We start from the raw sequence: 24,613 nt of genomic DNA on the forward strand, positions 1-24,613 counted from the left end.
TCTATCCACGCCCTCTCGAAAAAAGACTTTTTAATCTGCCAAGAAAACTTTGCTCCCTTGAAGTCTCTAGTTCCCTTGTAATCCCAGCAAATGCAGTCGCAATCGTTTTCATCTTTCTGGATACCGGGGCATCCGGATAGTAAAGAAGAAATGGCTTTTGAGCAACAACAGATGTATGAACAGCCGGATCTTCCGGCAAGAAACCTAAAATGGTTGTTTCTTTATTCAAAAATTTCGTCATTGCAAACTGCAGTCTTCTTGCGGCCTCCAACCCTTCTTCCTGCTTAGCCACGCGATTGCTGACTAAGTGGAAACGCTTCTCCGGATCCTTTAAATAGATGAATTTCATCATCGAATAGGCATCCGTGATGGAAGTAGGTTCTGTAGTCGAAATGACGATAACCTCATCAACTGCAATAATCAGATCAATTGAACTTTGGGTCGCTCCGGCCCCCATATCAAATAAGATGAAATCGTATTCTTGCTGCAATTGGCCAAAAGCTTCCAGCAACCGGTTAAACATTTCCTCTGACCAGTCCAGTACGCTATCAAGTCCGGAACCGCCCGAGATAAAAGCAAGACCTTCCGTATCCATCGTGATGACTTCTTGAAGGGTTTTCTGGCCGCTGACATAGTCTTTCAAGCTGTAGGCAGGTGAAGCGCCAAGCAAAATATGAATATTGCCCATTCCGATATCCATATCGACAATGATTACTTTTTTCCCGCAATTTTGAAGGGCGTAGGCAAAGTTAGTCGAGAAATTTGACTTGCCGACACCGCCCTTGCCGCTGACAACTGCAATGGATCGTGCCAAACCGCCCTGTGCTCTCAACATTTTAAGTCGCAATGCTTCAGCTTGATCACGCATGGGAAACACCTTTCATCAGCAGGGAAATGAGAGAATCCAAGTTAGCTTCTACAAGATCCTCAGGCACTTCCTGACCGTCCGTATAATACGCAACGCCCATCTGATATTCTTTCATTAAGTTAAAAATCGGGCCGATGGAGCCTGTCTCATCTACTTTGGTAAAGATGAAACGCTGGATCGGCAATGATTTAAATTGATCAATGATCGCTTTCATGTCTTCCTCTTTTGAGGTAACAGAAAGAACTAGATACAACTCCATTTCCAAGGAGAAATCGACAAGTGACTGAAGGTCACGGACAAATTTCTCTTCCTTGTAATTCCGGCCCGCTGTATCAATAAATAACAAATCGCGGTCATTCAGTTTTTCAACTGCCGATTGAAAATCACTCGAGTTATAAGCAACCTCAACTGGCGCTTGTAATAGATTTGCATATGTGCGCAATTGCTCAATTGCAGCAATCCGATATGTATCCGTCGTAATAAAGCCTATTTTCTTTTTACGTTCCAATAAAGCCCGGGCTGCAATTTTTGCAATCGTTGTGGTCTTGCCAACACCGGTCGGGCCCAATACATTCACATATTTCTTTGAAAAATCCGTTCCGCCGAATGGCAGCATTCCAAACTCCTCACGAAGAATCGCTTTTGTAGCTTCGACCTGCTCAGTAAGGGAAAAATCCCTTTTCTCAGCTTTCATTCTCGAGAAAATTTCATTTCCAATCCGATCAATCAAACCACGGTCTACGCCTTGACTATCCAAATGGGATAGCAGTGGTTTAAGATCATCTGGATACTGATCCATGCTACTCATTTGCTGCATTTGCTTCAGCAGACGTTTCATTTCTTTCATTTCTTTCGATAAATCGAGATCAGGTTTAGACGCCATCTCGGGAACCGCTTGCGGAACAATCGAAACTGCTGGCTGAACCGGTTTCGCAGCAGGCTCATCAAAGCCCGCCACCACTTCGACCGATTTTTTTTGAAACAGACCTAGGAAGCCTTTCGACTTCACAACAGTCGAACTCAGGATGACTGCATCCTCTCCAAAGTCCGTCCTGACTTTCTTCATCGCTTCAACCATTGTATTGGCAGTATACTTTTTCATTTTCATTAAATATCCACCACCCCAACACTTTGTACTTCTATTGAAGCCTCCAGCTCATTGTAGGATAGGACTGGAATTTGCGGAAAGTATCTTTCCGTGATTTGTCTTAAATACATACGGATTGCCGGAGAACATAGAATGATCGGTGATTGATCTAACAAAGCAACCCTCTCCACTTCCCGGGCAATCGACTCCAAAATGTTTTGGGAAACGGAAGGGTCGATCGAAAGATAATTCCCCTGTTCCGTTTGTTGAATATGGTCCGCAATCAGCTTTTCTACTTTTCCTGAGACCGTCAAAACTTTCAATGATTGGCTGGCTGTCGAATATTGGTTTGTAATTTGTCTTGCTAACGACTGGCGTACATACTCTGTCAAAAGATCCACGTCTGATGTGTACTTCGAGTAGTCGGCTAATGTTTCGAAGATGATCGGTAAATTACGGATCGATACATGTTCATTTAATAACTTAGCCAGCACTTTTTGAATCTCTCCAATGGATAAAGGAGTAGGTGTGAGTTCATCCACAAGAATCGGGTACGTTTCACGAACATGGTCAACAAGCTGCTTGGTTTCTTGCCGACCAATGAGATCTGCCGCATTTGCCCGGATTACTTCCGTCAAATGGGTAGAGACAACACTTGGCGGGTCAACAACTGTATATCCCATAATTTCGGCGTCTTCTTTAACAGATTCAGTGATCCACTTTGCCGGAAGGCCGAACGACGGTTCAATTGTATCAATGCCTTCAATGGAGTCATCTCCACCCGGGCTCATGGCCAAGTAATGATCCAACAGCAATTCTCCCCGTGCCATCTCATTTCCCTTAATCTTGATCCGATATTCGTTAGGCTGCAGTTGAATATTATCCCGAATTCGAACAACCGGGATAACGAGCCCGAGTTCCAGCGCCAGCTGTCTGCGGATCATGACTACGCGGTCGAGAAGATCTCCGCCTTGCTGGGCATCCACGAGAGGGATAAGGCCGTATCCAAATTCAAATTCAATGGGGTCGACATTCAACAAGTTCACGACATTCTCGGGACTCTTCATCCCTTCCGTCTCGACTTCTTCTTCCATCTCAAACATTTCTTCCGGATCTTCCTTAGGCTTGCGGGACATGAAATAGGCACCCGCAGCTAATGCCGCAGCGATTGGAATCGTTACAACATCATTAATAGGTGTAGCCAATCCGAGTAACGCAATGGTAGCTGCAGCGACATAGAGCAATTTCGGCTGCCCCAAAAGCTGCTTTGTAATATCCATACCAAGATTGCCTTCGGAAGCCGCTCGGGTAACTACAATACCAGTCGCAGTGGAAATAAGAAGCGCCGGAATCTGTGACACGATCCCGTCACCTACCGTCAGACGAGAAAATTGAGTAGCCGCTTCGGCAAATGGCAATCCCATTTGGGCAACACCGATAATCATCCCAACAAGCAAGTTGATCATTACGATGATGATCCCTGCTATCGCATCCCCTTTTACGAATTTGGTGGCACCGTCCATCGCTCCGTAGAAATCCGCTTCATTACTGACCTTTTCTCTTCGCATACGTGCCTCGACTTCTGAAATCATGCCTGCGTTCAAATCTGCATCAATACTCATTTGTTTACCCGGCATAGCATCGAGTGTGAAACGGGCAGCTACTTCCGAAACCCGTTCAGACCCTTTTGTAATGACGATAAACTGAATGATGATCAATATGACGAAGACGACGAGCCCGACTACAATATTGCCGCCTGTTACGAATGTTCCAAATGTATCTACAACCCCGCCGGCATCCCCTTCGGACAAAATGGCCCGCGTCGTCGACACATTCAGGCCTAGACGGAAGAGGGTCAGCAATAGTAAAAGCGAGGGGAATATCGAAAACTGCAATGCCTCTTGCATATTCATCGCTGTCAGGAGGACAAGCAAGGCTAATGTGATATTAATAATGATCAGAAAACTAAGAAGCCAAGGAGGCAACGGGATGACGAGCATAGCAACAATCATAATGACCGCTGCTAACACTCCGATATCTTTGAACTGCATGTCATCCCCACTTTCTCAAAATAATTTCATATTTTGCGTTGTATCCGGTATACATAGGCCAATATTTCGGCGACCGTCTTAAAAAATTGTTCCGGAATGCGGTCCCCGATCTCCGTTTCATCGTATAGAGCCCGTGCCAGCGGCCTGTTCTCCACCATGACAATATCATGTTCTTTGGCAATCAATTTGATCTTTTGAGCAACAAAATCAACGCCTTTTGCTACGATGACCGGCGCATCCATATCCTTGTCATCATACTTCAATGCAATTGCGTAATGGGTCGGGTTCGTAATGACGACGTCCGCTTTTGGAACTTCCTGCATCATACGCCTCATCGCCATTTCACGCTGGCGCTGCTTGATGCGAGACTTGATAATGGGATCGCCTTCCGTATTTTTATATTCATCCTTGATGTCTTGTTTTGACATGCGAAGGTTTTTTTCGTAGTCATATTTTTGATAAAAATAGTCCAAAACCGATATGAATAATAAAACAAATGATGCGACGATCCCCATAAGAGCCACTAGTTGTCCGACCGTTACGAGTGTATCGTGGGGCGTCTTGAATGCAAGCCCAAGGACTTTGTCAATGTTCATCATGACAATGAAGGTGGTGACCGAGCCGATAAACGATATTTTTAATAATGACTTCAGTAGTTCAACTAATGCTCGGACGGAAAATATTCTTTTTAGGCCCTTAATAGGATCTATTTTTTTTAGATCGAACTTCAACGGTTCCCCTGTAAAAAGCAGACCGAACTGGACCAGATTCCCTGCAACTCCTGCGATCACGGCAATTAACATGACAGGCAGGAGAATGTAAGCCATTTGCTTTACCATTTGCAAGTAGATGAGCATGACACCCTCATGATCCAATTGATCAATGGATATGTATTCATTGAAGGTGTGTTCAAAAAAAACAAAAAGATGGTCTCTCATAAATCCGGCAGCAAAAAACAAAAAGAGAAAAACAAACAGCAATACGATGGCACTTGTCACATCTTGGCTTTTTAGAACTTGTCCCTTTTTTCTAGAGTCTTGACGCTTCTTAGGCGTGGCTTTTTCTGTTTTTTCACCGGCAAAAAATTGCAAATCGAGCCGCAGCAACAAATCAGCCACCTCCTAAAATGATCATCAACCCACGCATGGAGGACATCATTACTTCAAACAACTTCTGCATGACGGCAATCATAACGCCAGCCATTGTAGCAAGAACTAGAAAACTAACCCCAATCTTGATTGGAAAACCGACTACGAAAATATTTAATTGAGGAACTGTCCGTGCCGTAATACCAAGTGCCAAATCCACTAAAAAAAGAGTGGCGACAATCGGGATGGACATTTGAAAAGCGATGGCAAAGGTCATGGCAAACGTTTTGACAACGAATTCGATTAATCGTTCATCCCCAAATGCTGGCACCAGATGATCTACCGCTATGAATTGATAGCTATAAAAAATGCCATCCAGCAGCATATGATGGCCATTCAGCGTCAGCAGCAACAACAGCGCAAGTGCGTTGAAAAACTGCCCGAGTAAAGGCGACTGAGCGCCGGTTTGAGGGTCGATAACGTTTGCGATGGCAAACCCCATTTGAAAGTCGATGAATCCTCCGGCAATCTGTATGGCAGAGATCACAATATAGGCGATCATCCCGATAAACAGACCGACCATTGCTTCTTTCATAACGAGGAGAAAATAGGCCCCATCGATTTCAATCGGCGGAACATCCATCGTAAAGACAATCATCCATGCGAGCAGCGCTGCAAAAATAATGCGGTGCGTAGCGGGGATCGCACGATATGAAAATAACGGAACGGTTAAGATAAATGCTGATACTCTCGTCAAAATTAACAGATACAACGGGATGGATGGTAAAAACTGTTCCATTCAATCACCCGATAAACCGAGTCAGGTTATCAAATATATCGGAAGCAAACGAGGTAACACGTGATAACATCCATGGGCCGAAAAAGATAATGGCGACAAGGACTGCTATGATTTTTGGGACAAACGCCAAGGTCTGTTCCTGTATTTGCGTCGTCGCCTGGAAAATACTGACGAGCAAACCCGTCACCAGCGCGACTATTAATAATGGGCCTGAAGCCAATAGGATGACCCAAACCGAGCGTTCGGCGATGGAAATGACCATTTCTCCCGACATATGGACCCTCCTGACTACTCCTGTTTTATCAGTTCATTTCGCTAAAAACTTTGCAACAACGATTTTATGATTAAATACCAACCATCGACTAAGACGAAAAGTAATATTTTAAAAGGAAGAGAGATCATGACAGGCGGTAACATCATCATACCCATGGACATCAGAACACTCGCCACAATCATGTCAATCACGAGAAAAGGAATAAATATCATAAATCCCATTTGGAATGCCGTCTTCAGTTCACTAAGTGCAAATGCCGGAACGAGCATAGTAAGCGGGATGTCTTCCATCTTTTCAGGACGTTCCGCTTCATTGTATCGGAGGAATAGCTCCAGATCCTTTTGCCTTGTATGCTTGCTCATGAACTCCTTAAAAGGCAGGCTCGCATTTTCATATGCTTCGTCCAATGTAATTTCCTCATTGAACAGTGGAGTCAAAGCGGTTTCATTCACCTGCTGAAAAGTCGGTGCCATTATGAAGAAAGTTAAAAACATGGCTAGACCGACAAGCACCTGATTCGGAGGCATCTGCTGCGTGGCTAGTGCCGTCCTGACAAACGATAGAACGATTATGATCCTTGCAAATGATGTCATTAGAATAAGAATAGCCGGCGCTAAAGACAGAACTGTGAGCAAAAGGAGCATTTTGATGGATGTTGAAACATTTTCCGGATTACTATCCGAGAAGAATTGCACAAACTCATTCATCTTTTCTGCTCTCCTTTTCCTCCAACCGCTTGATATGCTGCTTTCTTTCCGCCTTCATTTGCTCAATCCGCTCAGAAAAAAGCTGTCCAAACTGACTCGTGCCCTCCGCCTCTTTTGAGGTTGATGGTGCCACCTTCTTAAATGCCTTTGAGAAGAGGCGGTCTAATAATCCATCAGTCGGCAAATCATCACTTTCCTTGAAGTATTGTTGAAGACGGTTGATCTCATCAGGATCTGTTATCTCCTTGAGCAACTCAACATTTTCGCCAACACCTACAATATAGAAGGCGTCCCCGATGGTTACAAGTTGGATGGATTTTTGCTGGCCTAATGCCAAGCCGCCTAAGTTTTTCATTAATTTATTTGATTGATAGGCTTTATTTTTGCGGTTAATGAATTTCAACAAGGCGAATAACAGACCGATTACGAAAACAAAGGCGACTAGTGTCTTGCCAAAATCGAGCCAAGACGTACCATCAGCTGCCCCGCCTTTCGGACGGTTAGCAGCTGATTTTTCATTTTCGGTATCAGGTTTTTCGTCTTGTCCAGTATTTTTACCATAGTAATCCGAGACAAATTTGCTAGAATCGGACGCCGCTACTACTGTGGTTGATTCGTCATGAATGTAAACTATGGCAACAAGCAAGAGCACTGATAACAAACGGAAAATGACTGATTTCTTCATTCGTTTATCCTAAGGCTTTTTGAATTGCTTCGACTACCCGGTCTGCCTGGAACGGCTTAACGATAAAGTCTTTGGCACCCGCTTGGATTGCATCAATAACCATCGCCTGCTGACCCATAGCTGAGCACATGATGATGGTAGCAGACGGATCCTTTGCTTTAATTTCCTTTAGCGCTGCGATTCCATCCATTTCGGGCATTGTAATATCCATCGTGACAAGATCCGGTTTTAGTTCAAAATATTTTTCAACCGCTTGTGCGCCATCGGCTGCTTCACCGACAACTTCAAAATTGTTTTTCGTTAAAATATCTTTAATCATCATGCGCATGAAAGCAGCGTCGTCTACTATTAAAATACGTTTACTCATGTAAGGGAGCCTCCTAGATTCTATCGTAAATTATTTAATCGTTCTGTTTGACTTAAAATATCTGTGATCCGCACGCCAAAGTTTTCATCGATGACAACGACTTCTCCTCTGGCAACATGCCGGTTGTTAACAAGAATATCAACCGGTTCTCCAGCCAGCTTATCCAGCTCGATAATGGAACCGCTCGACAATTCAAGAATCTCCTTCACAGAGCGCTTCGTGCGGCCAAGTTCGACCGTCACATTTAGCGGAATATCAAGCAACATATTCAAATTGTTCGATTCCGATTGGCTTAACGAAGGTGTCTCGAAATTCGCAAATTGAGCCTGTTGGACATGGACTTGCGGCTGTGGGCTATGCTGCCGTGGCGGCAATTGTGTTGCGGGCTGTCCAAAACTAGGCATGCTTTGCTGATCCTGCTGGTATGGAAACGGGTCATGAGCTGTCTCATACCCCGGCTGTTGCTGAACATACGGCTGTTCATGTTGCACTGGTCTTGCCGGTGCTTCCACTGCTGCAGCCGCCTCATCATTCGAACTGTCGTCCAGCAAGGAACCTACTAATTTTTTTCCGAAATCGAGCGGGAATAATTGCATAATATTCGAATCGATTAAGGTGCCGACTTTTAATTCGAATGAAACTTTTATGAGTGGATTTTCATCTGGGATATGTTCCATCCCCTCATCTGCCTGAACATCCATCAAATCGATCGTTGGCGGAGAAATATCCACCTTTTTATTAAAGACCGTCGACATAGAAGTCGCGGCGGATCCCATCATTTGATTCATCGCTTCTTGCACCGCGCTTAAATGAATCTCATTTAATTCTTCCTGCGGGCTAAGTCCATCTCCACCTAACATCAAATCAGCGATGATAGCCGCATCACTCTGTTTAATGACAAGTAGATTGATTCCATTCAAGCCTTCTGTATATTCCACTTGGATCGCAACATAAGGATGAATGAATTCCGATTCCAATATGGAACGGTCGATGACGGAAATAGAAGGCGTTGTGATCTCTACCTTCTGTCCTAGCAAGGAGGATAGCGCGGTGGCAGAACTGCCGAATGAAATATTTCCGATTTCGCCTAACGCATCTTGTTCAATTGCACTTAAATGATCTTCGGTACGAATATCTGCCGGGGAATCCTTTGTCTCGTCACCAGACGGCAAGGGCTCTCCTCTGAGCAGAGCTTCGATTTCTTCCTGAGAAAGAATATTATCACTCATCATCTTCATCCCCTCCATTCCATGTATCTATTATTTGGACAGCCATACGTTTCCGTAAATGCCCTGGCTGACCAATGAATTTCGGCAAATCGCCAACCTTTATTGTAAGCGGATCGTCAATTTTGCTATTCAGCGAAATGACATCCCCTTGCTGCAAATAGAGGAAGTCTTCAACAGAGATTGTTCCTTGACCCAGCTCGGTAATAACCGGCAATGTCGCCTGCTTCAACCGTTTCTCTAGACGCTGGCTCTGTTCCGGTGATGGTTCTTTCTTATTTGTTTGCATCCAATAACGAACCGATAAATTTGGCACTATTGGTTCCAAGACAACGTGCGGAATACAAATATTAATCATTCCACTAGATTCGCCAATTTGGATATTGAACGAGATGACCACGACCGTTTCATTCGGTGAAATCATTTGAAGGAATTGAGGATTCACTTCCATTTCGGTCAAATACGGATCAATTTCGATAATGCCTGACCAGGCTTCCCGCAAATTGTCAAATGACCGTTCAAATAGATTCGTCAAAATCTTCGTTTCAATCTCGGTCATATTATCCACTTTGCCCGGTCCTTCACCCATGCCTCCCATTAATCGGTCCAGCATGGAATAGGCAACATTCGGATTGACCTCCATAAGGATATTCCCTTCCAAAGGGGGAACTTCAAAAATATTAATCAGCGTCATGTTCGGAATCGAACGGATAAACTCCTCAAAAGGGATCTGATCGACAGAGGCGACATTAATTTGAATATAGGTCCGCAACTGAGCAGAAAAATAAGTCGTCAACAACCGGGCGAAATTCTCGTGAATTCTCGTTAAACTGCGGATCTGATCCTTAGAGAACCGAAGAGCACGCTTAAAGTCATACACTTTCACCTTCCGGGTTTCTTCGTCCTTCTTCATGTCTTCCGCCGACATTTCCCCTGTTGACAACGCGGACAACAGAGCATCAATTTCACTTTGGGATAAAATATCTCCCGACATAAGGCCACCTCCCCCGGTACTTACTTCAACAAATCCATCCTACACTTACTGGATGATATAGGAAACGATATATACTTTTTCAATTTCCCCCGATTGCATAAGCGGGTTCAATTGTGATTTGATCGAGTCCTCAAAAGCCTGTTTCCCGGCTTTGCCTTCCAGATCTTTAGGAGTCATTTCAGAGAGTTCCTGAATGACGATGTTATTCACTTGGAAATCACGTTTTGCCAACTCTTCCGCGGCTTTTTTGTTATCCGTTTGGATTTTTAATGAAATGCGAATAAACTGGCTGCCAGATAGATTCGTCGTAATTTCAGGTACATCGACAGACGCTTCAATGATTTGATCAATCGATGGTTCGTTTGGTCCGTTCGCGCCTTTATTAAATTGCAAAGCGAGAATGAGGCCGACAATCCCAACAAGTGTAATAACAACTAAAATGATCAAGGTGATCGTAAGTGCTTTATTCTTCATCTTCTTCCCCCCGGATGTGCGGATTCGATAAAAGCTGAACCGACTGATAAAATGCGATGATACGGCGATTGACTTCGTCTATCGGATCGAGGACGACATACTTAGAGCCGGTCGTCAACGTGATCGTCGTATCGGGGAACGATTCGACTTTCTCTATGTACAGTGCATTCAACGTAAACGTCGTGCCGTTCAATCGTGTGACTTGTATCATATGTAAGGGGCCGGGCGCAGAGCCGGCCCGACCCTCCTTTTATACCTATTATAAGTGTTAGTTGATTAGTAGTATATAAAAAAATTAATAATTTCATTGAGAAGCTTTTTGAAAAAATTAGTAATTCAGCTGGGCTAACCAGGCTGAACAGGTTATCGGAACCAAGCAAACACTCTTTGTTTGATTTCAGCCCAATGCGGTGGCTTACGCAAGGGAACCACGCGACCTTCGATTTTAATGAAGGACTACACTGCCCATGGAAGCCGCCGCATGTGGCTTCAATCAAGTTACGATAAATTAGTAGATAGACTGAAATTATCGTTTCAAGTTAACAAGCTCTTGTAGAATTTCATCTGAAGTCGTGATAATCCGCGTATTCGCCTGGAATCCACGCTGTGCAACGATCATTTCAGTGAATTCTTCGGATAAGTCGACGTTGGACATTTCAAGGAAACCTGATTCAAGATCTCCTATACCACTTTGTGTAGGGATATTCACTGTTGCATCCCCAGAGTTAGAAGATTTTTGGAAATAATTACCACCTATTTTTTCCATACCACCAGGGTTTGGGAATTTCGCAAGAACAAGGTGTCCCGCGTATCTTAAAAAACCATCCTCATCAACAAATGAAACTGCACCATCTTGTGCCACGCTCATGCTTTGTGCTGTAGTAGGAATTAAAATTTGCGTATAAGTTGGTGTTGCTCCAACCGTTGGTGCAGTTATGAGATCATCTTTAGTAACTGGAGCATAAGTACCTGTAGTTGAACCTCCAACTCCGACTAAATATTTTCCGCCTCCATCAACTAAGTACCCTTTGTTATCCATATAGAAGTTTCCTGCCCTTGTATACTGAACGTTACCAAGAGTAGTTCCAGACATCTCACCAACTTGAAAAAAACCATCGCCAGCAATCGCTAAATCTAACGTATTCCCTGTAAATTGTGTAGAACCTCCTGTGTGGAGAGTGTCAATCGCCGCAATTTGCGAACCAAGGCCAACTTGTTTCGCATTAACACCACCACGTGATGCATTCCCACTTGAGGCACCAGCAACAGTCTGTGAAATTAAATCTTTAAAAATCACTCGTCCTTTTTTAAACCCATAAGTATTGACATTCGCAATATTATTACCAATCACATCTAGCTTCGTTTGGAAATTCTTAAGCCCTGAAATTCCTGAGTACATCGATCGTAACATCTTTATTTTCCCCTCTCGGATTGTAAGTTGTAGCTGCCTCTGTCGGTCGGCAGTACGATGGCATCCTCTTTTGGAGGTCCTGCCTTAGTTCAGCACAATCGTGCCGTCAATATTTGTGAAGAGTTGATTTTTCGCTTCCATGCGATCCATAGCCGTGATGACTGTTGCATTTTTCGCGCTGATGATTAGCGCGGCTTTGTCCATGAGAACCAGTGAGTCCTTGATACCTTTTTGCCTCGCTTCATTCACTTTTTCAGTGACTTGCGCCCATTCGGCATCCGTAATGTGAATGTTCCTATCACGCAATCTTTCGCTGGCATGTTTGCTAATTTTTAACGGCTGCGCTTGAATGGCGTCATTAAGCTGTTCCAAGAATGACTGCTTCGGACTTGGTGCAGGCTGTAACGACTTTCCTTGGCGGATGAACGGCTGAGATGGAACGCGATGGATGTTTAGTTGATCCATACGATCGCCCCTTTTCTATTGGCTGATGGAGACGAAACTATTTCCGTCAATTCGGCTACCATCGGCTAAAATGTATTCCAGTTTTCCTTCTTTATTCGAGACAGACGTGACAACGCCAGTCTTTTCTTCTTCCCCATCCATGTATCCGACTGTCTTGCCAATCAGCAGGCTCGCTTCCACTAAACTATTGCTGCCAGTTCCGCCAGACATAATTTCTGAAATGTTTCCAGGTGTCAGCTCCTTGCCGTCTGCCATCGTGAATACAACCGATCCATTTACGTATTTCAAGGATTTGATAACGCCTGTTCCTTCATTGACAATCAGCTTTCCGTCTTCGTCTTTTTTATCCGTAAGCTCATGCCAACGAACATTTTTACCAACAAATTCGTTGTATTGAATCAACTGAGACTGATTTTGAGATTCTGCAAACTTTTGAAATGAGTTTGCTAAGTTCATCGTCTGTTCCAAGGAAGAAAACTGAGCCATTTGAGCAATGAATTCGTTATCTTTCATTGGATTGGTCGGGTCCTGGTTTTGTAGCTGGGCGATAAGGATTTTCATGAACGCGTCTTTATCCATTGTGCCAGGTCCTGTTTTCCGCTGATCTCTTTGTTTGTTAATTAAAAACATCGATTCCGTAATGGGTTTCTGTTCTACCACTGTTACACCTCCAATTCGATTAAATATTCCTCAAATAAGGTTTCTGTTTCAGTTGATTGCTCGTTCTTGCTATCCTCACCTTGCTGTTCGCGCTTGTACTGTTCATTGAAAGCTTGTTCCCGTTCTTTTGTCGGTTCCTGAACCGATTGAGTAATATCGATACGATCCACTTGAACGTTCTGTTGATTGAATGCATGTCTCAATTGATGCATCTGGCTATCCAACATTTCTTTGGCAAGTGCTGTAGAAGCAAGAATTCTCGCAGAAATAATGCCATTCGTTTCATGTAGTTCAATTCGAATTTGTCCCAGATGCTCAGGATATAACTTGATCAGCATTCTATTTGAACCGCCGGCTTGACCAAAGTTGGCTCTCTTGAAAAGTAATTGCATTTCCTTCATCAGTGTCTCACTTCGATTCTCCTGCGTTTGCCCAGTCTGAACTGTCACCGTTTCACTCTTGGAGACCGTTGGATATACAGCCTGATGAGCAGAATGAACTGGCTGCTCGGATTTGCTTTGAGAATTCGACTGATCCTTCGGCTGTTCACTTTGGCTTGAATCTGTCAAGATACGAATAGATTGTGTTTTTTGCATCAGATGCATGAATTCAACCTTATTGTTTGAACCTTTTTCGAGAGTCTCCGTAATCCGAGTTCCCGATTGGGACAAACTAAATTGCAGGCTGGCTAGTTTTTGCTCTTGTGAGAGAACCATGTCTGTTTTCGGAGCAACAATCTCAAACGCTTTTAACAAAGTTAAAACCTGAATTGAGGATGCGCCCTCCACGTTCTTTGTCGCTTGAGACAGAGAGTCGGATAAATTTGCAAAAAAACGGGGAGCCACTTCGTCCACGAATCCGATTAGCGTCCATAATGGTGTTTCATCATCCAGTTGTTCCAACTTTTCCTTTGAAAGACCTGCTTCTTGTAATAATGTCTTCAAACTTCCCATTAGGCTGTCTGCATCAAGTGAGAGTAAATCTGCAAACTCCTTGATCGTCTTAAAAACGAACGGTCCATTCTCCGGTAATGTCATTTCAGTGCCATTGGTCGCTTCCAAAGCCTCTTCAAGTGAAGGTAGATCCAATGCGTTAAATATCGCTTGGATGGCATCCATTTGGTTCCCGGCTTCTGTTTGTTGGCCCACTGAATTGTTGATTGAAAGAGACGTTGCGCTAGCAAAAACAGAACCAAATGATTGGCTGCCCTGGCCGGCACTTGTTCCGGGAGATGAAGTCAGTTGTTGTGACGTAACGCCCAATAAATTTTGCAAAGAGCCGATATTCAATTCTTTTTCACCTCCCTTCAGGCTTCCACCCTTACTATCGTCATTTCGTTAGAAGGCTTGTATACTTCGCGGCATCTTCCGGTGACATTTTCTCTAAAATTGACGCTAATGTGTCCGGTTTCAGTTTTGACAAAATCTGAATTGCCTCTGCATCACTCATTTTTGTTATTACCGGTGCAGCTGACTTGGCTGACATGCTCTCAAACGTCGAAACGATTTCTTTCATGTCTTTTTGTGAATCGTTTTTAGCCGACTTCAGCATTTCGATTTCCGCAAGCAACTCTTGTTGTTTTGCGAGCAAGTTGTCTTTATCTTTATTTGCCTTCTCCAAATCGCTTTGGATTTTTGTCAATTCCGCTTCTTTATTCTGAATTTCTGCTTGGAGGGAAACGACCCTTTCACCTAAGACGAGATCCGTCTGAGCTTTCTCTTTGTCCTCATCCTTCTGTAAGAAAGGAATTGATTTAGTCCATTCGCCCGCTTTATCGAACACATTGACATCAGCCACTTTGGCGATGATTAGAAGAACAGCAGACGCGAAAAGGAGAGGGATTAAGACCCAAAGCAGCAACACCTGAAAAATGCCGATTGACTTCTTTTCCCCTGTGGAAAACTCCTCTGTCTTTTGTTTCGTTTGTTTGACCACATTACCACCCATTTTCTTTTCTAGTGAATTGCTGAGTGGAAAGTTCATCTAATCGATTTGCTTCGGATTGTTGCATTTCAAATTGATATCGATTGAGATCTTTTTCCTTCATCTTCTCGTATTTCTTCACTTCGATCGTCTTCTCAAGCAGCTTGTTCTCGTACCAGACCATTTTGGAACGGGCTTTCATGACGAGCGGCTGCAAAGTTTCAATCCGCTTTTCTAAGCTATCGATGAAGCGTGCATAATGATGGATATCTGTAATGAAAAAGCCTGTCGCCATTTTTTCCTGCTGCTCATCCAAAATATCCTCTTTTTTCTTCAGCAAGTCGTAAAGCTCCGTAGCTATTGTTTCAAACTCCTCAATAGCCAGCTTATATTCGCCTTCGGTTTCGTTTTTTTCTTGCTCACGGTATGCGAGCACTTTTTCAAATCGATAATGATAAGGTTTCATCACATACCGCCTCCCATAGCAAGTGAAACCAATTCGTCAATGCTGTCTTCCATTTGCACGTTTTCGTTATAGCTTTGCTTCAAGAACTTCGTGATGAGTGGCTCGTATTCTATCGCATCATCAATTTCTTTCGATGTTCCTCGCTTATAGGCTCCGATATTGATAAGATCTTCGGATTTATCGTACGTATAATATAATTCTCGAAGTTTTTCGGCCGCCTTGACGTGTTCTGGGCTGGCAATATGGTTCATTAACCGGCTGACGCTTTTTAGCACATTAATGGCTGGATATTGTCCTTTATTGGCAAGTGTACGATCCAAAACAATATGGCCATCAAGAATTCCTCGCACCGCATCTGCAATTGGTTCATTCATATCATCGCCATCTACAAGAACGGTATAAAACGCCGTGATGGCCCCTTTATCATTCGTTCCAGAACGCTCAAGCAATTTCGGCAGAATCGAAAAAACAGAAGGCGTATAACCCCGGGTTGCAGGTGGTTCTCCAACAGCCAATCCGATTTCCCTTTGTGCCATGGCAACGCGGGTGACCGAATCCATCATGAGCATGACATTCATCCCTTTGTCACGGAAGTATTCAGCGATGGCTGTTGCCGTGAAAGCTCCTTTGATGCGCATCAATGCAGGTTGGTCGGAGGTAGCAGCCACAACAATTGTTCTTTTTAATCCTTCCGGCCCTAAATCCCGTTCAATGAATTCCCGAACTTCCCGTCCCCGTTCACCAATTAATCCGATGACATTTAGATCAGCTGTCGTATTTCGAGCAATCATGCCAAGTAATGTACTCTTCCCGACGCCAGAACCTGCAAAGATCCCGACACGTTGCCCATTACCGACTGTCAGCATTGAGTCGATCGCTTTCACTCCTACCGCCAGTTTTTCATCTATCGGTTTCCGGCTCAAAACATTGGGCGGTTCCTGTTCTGTTCTTACAGTCGCCAAGCCTTTTGGCAACGGACTTTGATCGATCGGCTTTCCTAAGGAATCCAGCACTTTGCCGATCAAATTCATGCCGACTTTTACTTCCAGTGGTTTGCCGGTGCACTCTACTAAGCAGCCGCTTGAAATATCATGGATATTGGAATAAGGCATGAGGATCACGATTTCTTCGCGGAAGCCGACAACTTCCGCCAGCATGACGGACTCCCCGCTTCCTTTATGATTCAAATGGATGAGACAGACATCTCCAATGGAACTCTCCGGACCTTGCGACTCAATCATCAGTCCTACGACACGTGCTACCCTGCCGTATTTCCTGAACGTATTCAGCTTAGGAATGACTTCGGATAATTCTCCCGCTTTTTTCACTTCATTCTCCGCCTTCCAAGATTTCCACGAGTTTTTCTTTTAATTCATTCAACTGTTCATCGACAGAGACGACAATCCGTCCGTGATTCGTTTCAATCGTACATTCGGTGGAATCAAAATCCTCATTGGCAAAAATCAGGAAAGGGACATCTGGAGGGAAAATCGCTGCAAGTTCCGTCCGGTTTTCAGAAAGCAATGGGTAGTACTCCGATGAAACATACAATTTTATTTCTTTCATTTCCCTGGCTTCCTTCAAACCTCTTTTGACGATCGATAAAAATGCTTCATCGTCTTGTTCCAGCTTTAAACCTAAAATTCGCTCTGCTGTTGAAATGGCGAGATCTAAGATGACTCGTTCTTGGCTTTCTAAATACTTCGCTGAATTTTCTTGGGACATCTGGGTTACTTTGTTGGCGCGATGAATTGCGTCCTGCATCTCTGCAAGCGCTTTGTTCCGGCCATCTTCAAAACCTACCTGGAATCCTTCCTCATAAGCTTGCTGCTGCAATACATTCTTTTCTTGCTGCCATGCTTCTTGCATCGCGGCAATATCTGTTGAAGCCATTTCACGCATTTGTTCGATTGCGTTCTTTTCCAGTTCAATCGCTTGTCTTGCATCGCTTAATAATAGATCTCGTTCTTTCAGTACTGCATCCATTGTCAGTTGTTCTTTCACGCCTTCCGGTGCAGGCGGGCGCAGATTTCGGATTGCAATCTCTTTAATATTCGCCGCCTCGGAAATCGTGTGGATAGATCGAAAGATTTTAGACAATGACGTCATCCCCTCCGCCTCGGGCTATGATAATTTCACCGGAGTCTTCCAATCTGCGGATGATCGAAACAATTCTGCTTTGCGCTTCTTCCACATCACGCAAGCGAACCGGCCCCATAACATCCATTTCCTCCTGGAAGGATTCCGCCATGCGCTGGGACATATTTTTGAAAAGAATTTCTTTGACTTCTTCGCTGGATACTTTCATTGCCAATATAAGATCCTCATTTTCACATTCACGGATGATCCGCTGAATAGACCGGTTATCCAATGTAACAATATCTTCGAATACGAACATTCTCTTCCGGATTTCTTCTGCCAGTTCCGGATCTTGTATTTCAAGCGCATCGAGGATTGTTTTTTCCGTTGCACGATCCACGCCGTTCAACACTTGAACAACCGCATCGACACCGCCCGTTTCTGTGAAGTCCTGCGTCACTGTAGAAGACAGCTTTCTTTCAAGTACCGCTTCAATTTCACTGATGACTTCCGGTGACGTCGAATCCATCGTAGCGATCCGTTTGGCGATATCCGCCTGTACCTCTTGAGGCAAGGAGGACAGAATCATTCCTGCCTGCTCCGCCTCTAAGTAAGATAAAATCAGTGCAATGGTTTGTGGATGCTCGTTTTGTATAAAATTCAGTATTTGTCCTGGATCTGCCCGTCTTGCAAAGTCGAATGGACGAACTTGCAAGGAAGAGGTCAAACGATTGATAATCGCTTGGGCATGTTCTTTCCCGAGTGCTTTTTCCAACACGGTCTTTGCGTAGCCAATACCGCCCTGTGTAATGTAATCTTGCGCAAGTGCAATATTATGGAATTCCTCAATAATTTCTTCTTTAACAGAACTGTCCACTTTTTTAACGCTGGAGATTTCGAGTGTCAGCCGTTCAATTTCTTCCTCATTCAAATGCTTATAGACAGCCGCAGACACTTCTGGACCGAGCGAGATGAGGAGGAGTGCCGCTTTTTGTTTACCAGACATGCCCTTTTCTTTCTTAACCACGATTCATCCCTCCATCAATCCTCGGCAATCCAAGTCCGCAATAATTTCGCAAACTCTTCCGGCTTCTCTTTTGCCATCTTTTCAAGCTGCTTTCTTCTTACAGTTGCTTCTGTTTCATGTTCCACATTGATGTCGTCAACATTTAACGTCTCCCGCTGCTCTTCCATAATCAGTTCTTCTTCCAGCTCCCGCTCTTTTCTCCGGTTGCGGATGTAAGCGAAGACTAGAATGCCGATAACAACTAGAAGAGCTGCACCAATTGCATAAACCCACCAAGGGATACCTGCCGGCTCGTCGGAAGCAGCAATCGCTTTTCCGTTGAATGTTTGAACAGACAATGCGATTTTACTGTTCCAATAAGCGTCATCCGCTTCAGTTGGAACCAATTCCTTGTCCATCGATGTCTGAATGATTGTGCGCAGAATGTCTTGAATGTCGTTTCTCACTTCTGCCGTCATCGTAGCAGGATCTTGTGGATTCGGCGGTTCTACCATCACTTGCAAACCGATGTCCCGGATTTTATATGGACTTTCAATAATGTCCTTCCGGATACGGTTCACTTCATTGTTAATGGTTTCTTCCAGACGATCGTAATCGCCGTTCGACATATTTCCTTCGACAAAACCTGTACGATTATCTGTCGGGTCTTCCCCTTCAGGTGTTCCGCCAGCCACAGTGCCATTTCCGGAGAAAGTCTCTGTTACCCGCTGAATACTGATCGCTAGGCTGTCCCGCTCATCATCGATCGGTTCAACACGATTCTCTTCCCGGTTTTCCTGTTTGAAATCGATATCCGTCGTGACGGAGACGACTACTTTATCTTGTCCGACCATCGTACCAAGCATCATCTGCACTTTTCGCTGCAATTCGCGTTCAATGGTCTTTTTAATAGCCATTTGGTCCGTAACGTTCGGTCCACTCGCCATATTTCCTGACTCCAAGTCGTAGTATTCGAAGTATTGATTCATAATGACTATGTCGTCAGTTGATAAATTCGGTAAGCTTTTCGATACTAAATTATATAGTCCAGTAATCTGCTGTTCTGTAAATTGATAACCAGGTTCCGTTTTGAGCACGATGGATGCACTGGCATTTTGGACACTTTCATTCAGGAAGACGGATTGAGTTGGCAGCGTGATCATTACTTTTGCATCCTGAACGCCTTGAATTCCTTTTATCAAGTTGGCCAATTCAGTTTGCATCGCGCTTAACTTGATCATATTAAATTCATTGTCCGTCGTTCCAAAACCGGCATTTTGTGAGAAAAACGAGTAGTCTATCGTGCCGGAATGAGGAAATCCTTCTGCAGCCAGGGAAACGAGCAAATCATCCACTCGTTCTTTCGGGACAAGAATTGAGGTTCCGCCTGGTGCAATTTCGTTAGGCACCCCTTGTGCATCCAATTCTTCTTTAATCCGGCCAATTTCCGCACGTGAAACATCTTTATAGAGCGTGACATACTCCGTTCTTGACAAAAAGTAGGTTAAAAATGCAGCCAGTGCGATTACCGCTACAGCAGAGCCGATATATACAGTTTTTTGAGTTTTTGTCCGACTGGACCAGAACTGACTGATGTCAGCTCGGATCTTCGCCAATCTTTCTTTCATTCTAATCCCCCGGTCAGCTTACATAATTAAGAAATCCGTACTTGCTTATCATTTCATCAGACTGGCATACGAATGATTTCTTGGTATGCTTCGACAACTTTATTTCGGATTTCCATCGTGGCATTCAAAGCTACCGAAGCCTTTTGTGCAGCAATCATCACATTATGTAAATCGACTTCTTGGCCCAATGCCAGCTTTTGTGTCAGCCGATCTGATTCGATCTGTTGGTTATTGACATCCTGGATGGCATCTTTCAAAAAAGCACCAAAGCTTTTCTCCGCCTCATGGGGTGTTTGTTGAACAACCGGCTTCATTACGTTTGCGATATTCCCGGAATTCAGGACTGATTGTATAGGCATTTCACTATCTCCTTATCTATTATTATCATTTGCCGATTTCCAAGGCTTTCATCAGCATTGCTTTATTGGCATTTAACACGGTTACATTTGCCTCGTATGATCTTGTCGCGGACATGAGGTCAATCATTTCACGGAGTGGATCTACATTTGGCATTTGGACATAGCCATCTTCATTTGCATCAGGATGGGATGGATTGTAGACAAGTTGGAAGGGGGTTTCAGTATCTTCCTTTATAGAGGAGACCGTCACTCCATATCCTGCTGCCCCTGTAGACTGTTTTCCCATAGCCGCTTGTAGCATGGAAGAAAATTGGCCTTCACGAGGTTGGAAGGAGACGGTTTTGCGGCGGTAAGGCTGCCATTCCCCATCGACCATTTTTCCTCGCGTCGTCTCGATATTAGCCATATTGGATGAAATGACATCCATCCGAAGACGCTGTGCAGTCAATGCGGATGCCGATGTATTCAGACTATGAAAGATGCTCAATGTCAACGTCCTCCCTTAATAACATTTTGCAGTGTGTTAAATTTACCATTCAACCTGTCAACCAGCGCATTGTAATAAATTTGGTTCGCAGCTAAGTCCGCTTGCTCTTTATCCATATCGACTCCGTTTCCGTCTTGCCGATAACGGAAATTTGAATAATTGAAGACGCCTGCATGGGGTGTTCTTTCGGCAAATTCAATATGCAGCTTATTAGTTCGGTACGCTTTGACAACATTCGACTTCTCTCTGTCGAAAACTTCTTGAAAGCTCACGCTTTTCGCTTTGTAATTTGGTGTGTCAACGTTTGCGATATTTTGAGCAATCGTCTTCCCTTTCGTCGAAGAAAAATCCAGCCCCCGTTCTAACAACGACATGGTCGAACCGTATAAATTCATAAAGCCACCCCTTCTTATACTAGTAAACTATTATTAAGAATATTATTTTTTTATATATAAATCTACTTAATACGACATATAATTCATTGTAGCGGATAAGGAAGGAATTTGTCTATAATTTATGATGAAATTCTTATGGTTCCAAACAGCCTTTTTAATTATATAAACGCAAATTTGAATGGTTCTTAGGTACAAAAACTCAAGTTAGTCAGCAATCTTTTTATAGTATTTAAGTACCATCTATTTCATTTTCGACAAAAAAAGACCTCACCCTGTTGGATGAGGCCTTCTCATTTTTTTTAGTTTTTATGTTTTTCCAACTCTTCAAGGAATTTGCTGTTCAATACCTTAATGTACGTTCCTTTCATTCCTAGGGAGCGGGATTCGATTACGCCAGCGCTCTCCAATTTACGAAGGGCATTGACGATAACGGAGCGAGTGATTCCAACGCGGTCCGCAATCTTTGAAGCGACAAGCAAACCTTCATTGCCATCAAGCTCTTTAAAGATATGCTCGATTGCTTCGTGTTCACTGTAAGACAAGGAATTGATCGCCATTTGAACTACCGCTTTGCTGCGGGCTTCGATTTCGATCTCTTCAGCCTTTTCACGAAGGATTTCCATGCCGACTACTGTAGCGCCATACTCAGCAAGGATCAAATCATCTTCGGTGAACTCCTCTTTCAGTCTTGCCAATACTAATGTGCCAAGACGCTCTCCACCTCCGATGATCGGAACGATTGTAGTCAAGCCGTCTTTGAACAGTTCGCGCTCTTCTTCTGGGAACACTGTGTATTCGCTGTATACATCAATATTAGAAGACGTTTCATTTACTTCAAATAATTTTTTTGTATATTCTTCAGGGAACTTGCGGTCTTCAAACATCTTCTTCATCCGCTCATTCTCAATTTGCTGATGAATTTCAAGACCAAGCAATTTTCCTTTTCTGCTGACGATAAATGCATTGCACTCAATGACAGAACTCAATTTTTCCGCCATTTCTTTGAAATTGACCGGTTTCCCTGCTGATTCTTGAAGCATTGCATTAATTTGACGTGTTTTAGCTAATAAAGCCATTTTTCTTTTCCTCCTTAAAATTATGGACATCCCACTAAAGAATATTCTAAAGCTTTTTAATCATTAAATAAACTAAAATGTTCTTCTTAAAGGATAAAATGTGACAAATCTTTGTTTTTTACGATGTTTTTCAACTTTTCGTCGACATAAGCCACTGTAATCTTGATCGTGGAAGGTCCAATTTCGGCCGCCTCATACGATAAATCCTCCAGTAGCTTTTCGAGTATGGTATGAAGGCGTCTTGCCCCGATGTTTTCGGTATTGTCGTTTACTTCAAACGCAATCTCAGCCACTCGTTCAATTGCATCTTCTGCAAATTCAATATGCACTTCTTCAGTTGCCAGAAGTTTCTCATATTGTCGAACAAGAGAGAAATCAGGCTCCTTCAAAATCCTGACAAAGTCATTTTTCGACAATTTATCAAGCTCCACCCGGATTGGAAAACGCCCTTGTAATTCCGGAATGATATCAGAAGGCTTCGACATATGAAATGCACCTGCGGCAATGAACAAAATGAAGTCTGTCTTGACCGCTCCGTATTTTGTCGTAACCGTGGATCCTTCAACGATGGGCAGGATATCACGCTGCACACCTTCCCGCGAAACGTCTGCTGAAGAGCCTCCACTACCGCCTTTGCTTGCGATCTTATCCATTTCATCGATAAAAATGATGCCGGATTGCTCCGCCAGTTCAATCGCTTTTCTGGCGATTTCGTCTTGATCAATCAGCTTATCCGCTTCTTCAGCTTCTAATACCGTTCGTGCATCTTTCACTTTCATCTTCTTTTTGGCTGTCTTTTTCGGCATGAGAGAGGAGAGCGCGTCTTGCATGCTCGCTCCCATTTGCTCCATTCCTGAACCTTGCAGGGCGTCAAACATGGAGGGCTGTTGCATTGTTACATCAACTGTAATCAATTCTTCTTCCAAGTTCCCTGCTCGCAGACGGGCCAATATATCAGATCGCTTCTGCTTTACTTCATTTAATTCGGATTGGTCTGGTTGTTCTTGCTCGACTTTTTGGCCAAAAAGCATTTCAAAAGGGTTTTGCATATTCCCCTTTTTCTTCTTTTCAGGAACAAGCAATTCCACAAGTCGCTCTTCGGCATGCTTTGCCGCTTCATCTTTTACTGCTTCGCGCTGCTGTTCCCGGACAATACGGACACTCGCTTCTGTCAAATCACGCACCATCGATTCAACATCACGTCCGACATATCCCACCTCAGTGAATTTTGTCGCTTCCACTTTAACAAACGGAGCATTGACCAGTCTCGCAATTCTCCTTGCTATTTCAGTCTTCCCAACACCGGTCGGACCAATCATCAAAATGTTTTTGGGAATAACTTCCCGTCTTTCCTCTTCATCCAGCAGACTTCGCCGGTATCTGTTCCTGATCGCAACGGCAACCGCTTTTTTGGCATTATCCTGCCCAACAATATAACGATCTAGATAGGCGGTTAGTTCCCGAGGTGTCAATTCTTGTTTTCTCATCAATCAAGCACCTCCACTATGATCTGATCATTCGTGTACACACAAATTTCAGCCGCCGTTTCAAGTGCAGCCTTCGCTATTTGTTCAGCAGTTAATGAGTCTCCGCTATATTTAGCTAGGGCTCTTCCAGCTGCGAGCGCATAGTTGCCGCCGGATCCGATGGCAAGAATACCATCATCGGGCTCAATGACTTCACCCGTCCCAGATACGAGTAATAACCGGCTCTCATCCGCCACTAGCAGCATAGCCTCCAGCTTTCTAAGGATCCTGTCTCCCCGCCATTCTTTAGCCAGCTCGACAGCAGCACGTTCAAGATTTCCGTTGAATTCGGCTAATTTCCCTTCAAAAAGATCAAACAGCGTAAATGCATCAGCGACAGACCCGGCAAATCCAGCAAGGATTTTGCCCCCAAACAGCCGTCTCACTTTTTTGGCCGTATGCTTCATGACAACAGATTCCCCCATTGTCACTTGTCCATCTCCTGACATGGCACATACTCCTTTGTGCCGTATTGCAAAAATGGTCGTTGAATGGAATTCCATCACTTCACT

29 protein-coding genes are annotated in these 24,613 nt (G+C 43.9%); all 29 read right to left on the minus strand.

The genetic code is table 11. The features are described 5' to 3' along the window. Nucleotide 1: 1 nt before the first annotated feature. Nucleotides 2-868: a MinD/ParA family protein gene (locus L7D49_RS19370; protein WP_238084045.1), complete on the minus strand. Its 867-nt coding sequence runs from the start codon at nt 866-868 to the stop codon at nt 2-4. Then, nucleotides 861-1,976: a flagellar biosynthesis protein FlhF gene (flhF, locus tag L7D49_RS19375; RefSeq protein ID WP_238084047.1), complete on the minus strand. Its 1,116-nt coding sequence runs from the start codon at nt 1,974-1,976 to the stop codon at nt 861-863. The genes L7D49_RS19370 and flhF overlap by 8 nt, the downstream gene beginning before the upstream one ends. Further along, complete coding sequence (gene flhA / locus L7D49_RS19380; protein WP_238084049.1) at nt 1,976-4,006, minus strand: flagellar biosynthesis protein FlhA; 2,031 nt, start codon at nt 4,004-4,006, stop codon at nt 1,976-1,978. Before flhA ends, flhF begins: the two co-directional genes overlap by 1 nt. 26 nt (nt 4,007-4,032) lie before the next feature. Next, the gene (gene flhB / locus L7D49_RS19385) at nt 4,033-5,124 is read right to left on the minus strand and encodes a flagellar biosynthesis protein FlhB (RefSeq protein ID WP_238084051.1); all 1,092 of its coding nucleotides are present in this window, start codon (nt 5,122-5,124) and stop codon (nt 4,033-4,035) included. Then, on the minus strand, nt 5,117-5,893 hold the full coding sequence (gene fliR / locus L7D49_RS19390) for a flagellar biosynthetic protein FliR (protein WP_238084053.1): 777 nt from the start codon (nt 5,891-5,893) through the stop codon (nt 5,117-5,119). The genes flhB and fliR overlap by 8 nt, the downstream gene beginning before the upstream one ends. A gap of 4 nt (nt 5,894-5,897) precedes the next feature. Then, the gene (fliQ, locus tag L7D49_RS19395; RefSeq protein WP_238084055.1) at nt 5,898-6,167 is read right to left on the minus strand and encodes a flagellar biosynthesis protein FliQ; all 270 of its coding nucleotides are present in this window, start codon (nt 6,165-6,167) and stop codon (nt 5,898-5,900) included. A gap of 41 nt (nt 6,168-6,208) precedes the next feature. After that, nucleotides 6,209-6,874, minus strand: coding sequence for a flagellar type III secretion system pore protein FliP (gene fliP, locus L7D49_RS19400; RefSeq protein WP_238084056.1), 666 nt, complete (start codon nt 6,872-6,874; stop codon nt 6,209-6,211). Further along, nucleotides 6,867-7,559 (minus strand): flagellar biosynthetic protein FliO, encoded by a 693-nt coding sequence (locus L7D49_RS19405; protein WP_238084058.1) that lies wholly within the window; start codon nt 7,557-7,559, stop codon nt 6,867-6,869. The genes fliP and L7D49_RS19405 overlap by 8 nt, the downstream gene beginning before the upstream one ends. A gap of 4 nt (nt 7,560-7,563) precedes the next feature. Next, entirely contained in the window at nt 7,564-7,926 is a 363-nt protein-coding gene (locus L7D49_RS19410; RefSeq protein WP_238084060.1) for a response regulator, read from the minus strand. Nucleotides 7,927-7,946: 20 nt separating this feature from the next. Then, entirely contained in the window at nt 7,947-9,155 is a 1,209-nt protein-coding gene (gene fliY / locus L7D49_RS19415; protein WP_238084355.1) for a flagellar motor switch phosphatase FliY, read from the minus strand. Further along, the gene (fliM, locus tag L7D49_RS19420) at nt 9,148-10,146 is read right to left on the minus strand and encodes a flagellar motor switch protein FliM (RefSeq protein WP_238084063.1); all 999 of its coding nucleotides are present in this window, start codon (nt 10,144-10,146) and stop codon (nt 9,148-9,150) included. The genes fliY and fliM overlap by 8 nt, the downstream gene beginning before the upstream one ends. A 45-nt stretch (nt 10,147-10,191) precedes the next feature. Then, nucleotides 10,192-10,620, minus strand: coding sequence for a flagellar basal body-associated protein FliL (fliL, locus tag L7D49_RS19425; RefSeq protein ID WP_238084065.1), 429 nt, complete (start codon nt 10,618-10,620; stop codon nt 10,192-10,194). Then, nucleotides 10,610-10,831 carry a flagellar FlbD family protein gene (locus L7D49_RS19430; RefSeq protein ID WP_184207140.1) on the minus strand — a complete coding sequence of 74 codons (222 nt, stop codon included), beginning with the start codon at nt 10,829-10,831 and terminating at the stop codon, nt 10,610-10,612. Before L7D49_RS19430 ends, fliL begins: the two co-directional genes overlap by 11 nt. Nucleotides 10,832-11,146: 315 nt before the next feature. Beyond that, the gene (gene flgG, locus L7D49_RS19435) at nt 11,147-12,031 is read right to left on the minus strand and encodes a flagellar basal body rod protein FlgG (RefSeq protein WP_238084068.1); all 885 of its coding nucleotides are present in this window, start codon (nt 12,029-12,031) and stop codon (nt 11,147-11,149) included. A gap of 84 nt (nt 12,032-12,115) precedes the next feature. Continuing rightward, nucleotides 12,116-12,496 carry a TIGR02530 family flagellar biosynthesis protein gene (locus L7D49_RS19440; RefSeq protein WP_238084070.1) on the minus strand — a complete coding sequence of 127 codons (381 nt, stop codon included), beginning with the start codon at nt 12,494-12,496 and terminating at the stop codon, nt 12,116-12,118. Nucleotides 12,497-12,511: 15 nt separating this feature from the next. Further along, nucleotides 12,512-13,156, minus strand: coding sequence for a flagellar hook assembly protein FlgD (gene flgD / locus L7D49_RS19445; RefSeq protein WP_238084072.1), 645 nt, complete (start codon nt 13,154-13,156; stop codon nt 12,512-12,514). Nucleotides 13,157-13,158: 2 nt separating this feature from the next. Next, nucleotides 13,159-14,445, minus strand: coding sequence for a flagellar hook-length control protein FliK (locus L7D49_RS19450; RefSeq protein WP_238084074.1), 1,287 nt, complete (start codon nt 14,443-14,445; stop codon nt 13,159-13,161). A 40-nt stretch (nt 14,446-14,485) separates the two neighbouring features. Continuing rightward, the gene (locus L7D49_RS20390; RefSeq protein WP_238084075.1) at nt 14,486-15,091 is read right to left on the minus strand and encodes a MotE family protein; all 606 of its coding nucleotides are present in this window, start codon (nt 15,089-15,091) and stop codon (nt 14,486-14,488) included. A 1-nt stretch (nt 15,092) separates the two neighbouring features. Continuing rightward, complete coding sequence (fliJ, locus tag L7D49_RS19460) at nt 15,093-15,545, minus strand: flagellar export protein FliJ (protein ID WP_238084077.1); 453 nt, start codon at nt 15,543-15,545, stop codon at nt 15,093-15,095. Next, nucleotides 15,545-16,873, minus strand: coding sequence for a flagellar protein export ATPase FliI (gene fliI / locus L7D49_RS19465; RefSeq protein WP_238084078.1), 1,329 nt, complete (start codon nt 16,871-16,873; stop codon nt 15,545-15,547). The genes fliJ and fliI overlap by 1 nt, the downstream gene beginning before the upstream one ends. 1 nt (nt 16,874) lies before the next feature. Then, nucleotides 16,875-17,654 (minus strand): flagellar assembly protein FliH, encoded by a 780-nt coding sequence (gene fliH / locus L7D49_RS19470; RefSeq protein ID WP_238084080.1) that lies wholly within the window; start codon nt 17,652-17,654, stop codon nt 16,875-16,877. Beyond that, entirely contained in the window at nt 17,638-18,651 is a 1,014-nt protein-coding gene (fliG, locus tag L7D49_RS19475) for a flagellar motor switch protein FliG (RefSeq protein WP_238084082.1), read from the minus strand. The genes fliH and fliG overlap by 17 nt, the downstream gene beginning before the upstream one ends. A gap of 14 nt (nt 18,652-18,665) precedes the next feature. Continuing rightward, complete coding sequence (gene fliF, locus L7D49_RS19480) at nt 18,666-20,258, minus strand: flagellar basal-body MS-ring/collar protein FliF (protein WP_238084084.1); 1,593 nt, start codon at nt 20,256-20,258, stop codon at nt 18,666-18,668. 56 nt (nt 20,259-20,314) lie between these two features. Next, nucleotides 20,315-20,572, minus strand: coding sequence for a flagellar hook-basal body complex protein FliE (fliE, locus tag L7D49_RS19485; RefSeq protein ID WP_238084357.1), 258 nt, complete (start codon nt 20,570-20,572; stop codon nt 20,315-20,317). A 70-nt stretch (nt 20,573-20,642) separates the two neighbouring features. Next, nucleotides 20,643-21,104, minus strand: a complete 462-nt coding sequence (gene flgC, locus L7D49_RS19490) for a flagellar basal body rod protein FlgC (protein ID WP_238084086.1) — start codon at nt 21,102-21,104, stop codon at nt 20,643-20,645. Nucleotides 21,105-21,106: 2 nt separating this feature from the next. Further along, nucleotides 21,107-21,499 (minus strand): flagellar basal body rod protein FlgB, encoded by a 393-nt coding sequence (flgB, locus tag L7D49_RS19495; protein ID WP_238084088.1) that lies wholly within the window; start codon nt 21,497-21,499, stop codon nt 21,107-21,109. 299 nt (nt 21,500-21,798) lie between these two features. Then, entirely contained in the window at nt 21,799-22,575 is a 777-nt protein-coding gene (codY, locus tag L7D49_RS19500; RefSeq protein ID WP_184206761.1) for a GTP-sensing pleiotropic transcriptional regulator CodY, read from the minus strand. An 86-nt stretch (nt 22,576-22,661) separates the two neighbouring features. Continuing rightward, entirely contained in the window at nt 22,662-24,062 is a 1,401-nt protein-coding gene (hslU, locus tag L7D49_RS19505; protein WP_238084090.1) for an ATP-dependent protease ATPase subunit HslU, read from the minus strand. Beyond that, nucleotides 24,062-24,607, minus strand: a complete 546-nt coding sequence (hslV, locus tag L7D49_RS19510) for an ATP-dependent protease subunit HslV (RefSeq protein ID WP_238084092.1) — start codon at nt 24,605-24,607, stop codon at nt 24,062-24,064. Before hslV ends, hslU begins: the two co-directional genes overlap by 1 nt. Nucleotides 24,608-24,613 lie beyond the last annotated feature (6 nt).

It is taken from the genome of Sporosarcina cyprini, assembly GCF_022048975.1.
Taxonomy (GTDB): Bacteria; Bacillota; Bacilli; order Bacillales_A; family Planococcaceae; genus Sporosarcina; species Sporosarcina cyprini.

What these genes read in the sequence shown, in the direction of transcription:
- fliP (WP_238084056.1), bottom strand. Translation starts at nt 6,874, where the DNA reads ATGAATGAGTTTGTGCAATTCTTCTCGGATAGTAATCCGGAAAATGTT.
- flgB (WP_238084088.1), bottom strand. Translation starts at nt 21,499, where the DNA reads ATGAATTTATACGGTTCGACCATGTCGTTGTTAGAACGGGGGCTGGAT.
- L7D49_RS19405 (WP_238084058.1), bottom strand. Translation starts at nt 7,559, where the DNA reads ATGAAGAAATCAGTCATTTTCCGTTTGTTATCAGTGCTCTTGCTTGTT.
- fliL (WP_238084065.1), bottom strand. Translation starts at nt 10,620, where the DNA reads ATGAAGAATAAAGCACTTACGATCACCTTGATCATTTTAGTTGTTATT.
- fliR (WP_238084053.1), bottom strand. Translation starts at nt 5,893, where the DNA reads ATGGAACAGTTTTTACCATCCATCCCGTTGTATCTGTTAATTTTGACG.
- L7D49_RS19440 (WP_238084070.1), bottom strand. Translation starts at nt 12,496, where the DNA reads ATGGATCAACTAAACATCCATCGCGTTCCATCTCAGCCGTTCATCCGC.
- fliF (WP_238084084.1), bottom strand. Translation starts at nt 20,258, where the DNA reads ATGAAAGAAAGATTGGCGAAGATCCGAGCTGACATCAGTCAGTTCTGG.
- L7D49_RS19370 (WP_238084045.1), bottom strand. Translation starts at nt 868, where the DNA reads ATGCGTGATCAAGCTGAAGCATTGCGACTTAAAATGTTGAGAGCACAG.
- fliE (WP_238084357.1), bottom strand. Translation starts at nt 20,572, where the DNA reads ATGAAGCCGGTTGTTCAACAAACACCCCATGAGGCGGAGAAAAGCTTT.
- fliH (WP_238084080.1), bottom strand. Translation starts at nt 17,654, where the DNA reads ATGACGTCATTGTCTAAAATCTTTCGATCTATCCACACGATTTCCGAG.
- fliJ (WP_238084077.1), bottom strand. Translation starts at nt 15,545, where the DNA reads ATGAAACCTTATCATTATCGATTTGAAAAAGTGCTCGCATACCGTGAG.
- fliY (WP_238084355.1), bottom strand. Translation starts at nt 9,155, where the DNA reads ATGAGTGATAATATTCTTTCTCAGGAAGAAATCGAAGCTCTGCTCAGA.
- hslU (WP_238084090.1), bottom strand. Translation starts at nt 24,062, where the DNA reads ATGAGAAAACAAGAATTGACACCTCGGGAACTAACCGCCTATCTAGAT.
- codY (WP_184206761.1), bottom strand. Translation starts at nt 22,575, where the DNA reads ATGGCTTTATTAGCTAAAACACGTCAAATTAATGCAATGCTTCAAGAA.
- fliQ (WP_238084055.1), bottom strand. Translation starts at nt 6,167, where the DNA reads ATGTCGGGAGAAATGGTCATTTCCATCGCCGAACGCTCGGTTTGGGTC.
- fliM (WP_238084063.1), bottom strand. Translation starts at nt 10,146, where the DNA reads ATGTCGGGAGATATTTTATCCCAAAGTGAAATTGATGCTCTGTTGTCC.
- L7D49_RS19430 (WP_184207140.1), bottom strand. Translation starts at nt 10,831, where the DNA reads ATGATACAAGTCACACGATTGAACGGCACGACGTTTACGTTGAATGCA.
- flhA (WP_238084049.1), bottom strand. Translation starts at nt 4,006, where the DNA reads ATGCAGTTCAAAGATATCGGAGTGTTAGCAGCGGTCATTATGATTGTT.
- flgG (WP_238084068.1), bottom strand. Translation starts at nt 12,031, where the DNA reads ATGTTACGATCGATGTACTCAGGAATTTCAGGGCTTAAGAATTTCCAA.
- L7D49_RS19410 (WP_238084060.1), bottom strand. Translation starts at nt 7,926, where the DNA reads ATGAGTAAACGTATTTTAATAGTAGACGACGCTGCTTTCATGCGCATG.
- flhF (WP_238084047.1), bottom strand. Translation starts at nt 1,976, where the DNA reads ATGAAAATGAAAAAGTATACTGCCAATACAATGGTTGAAGCGATGAAG.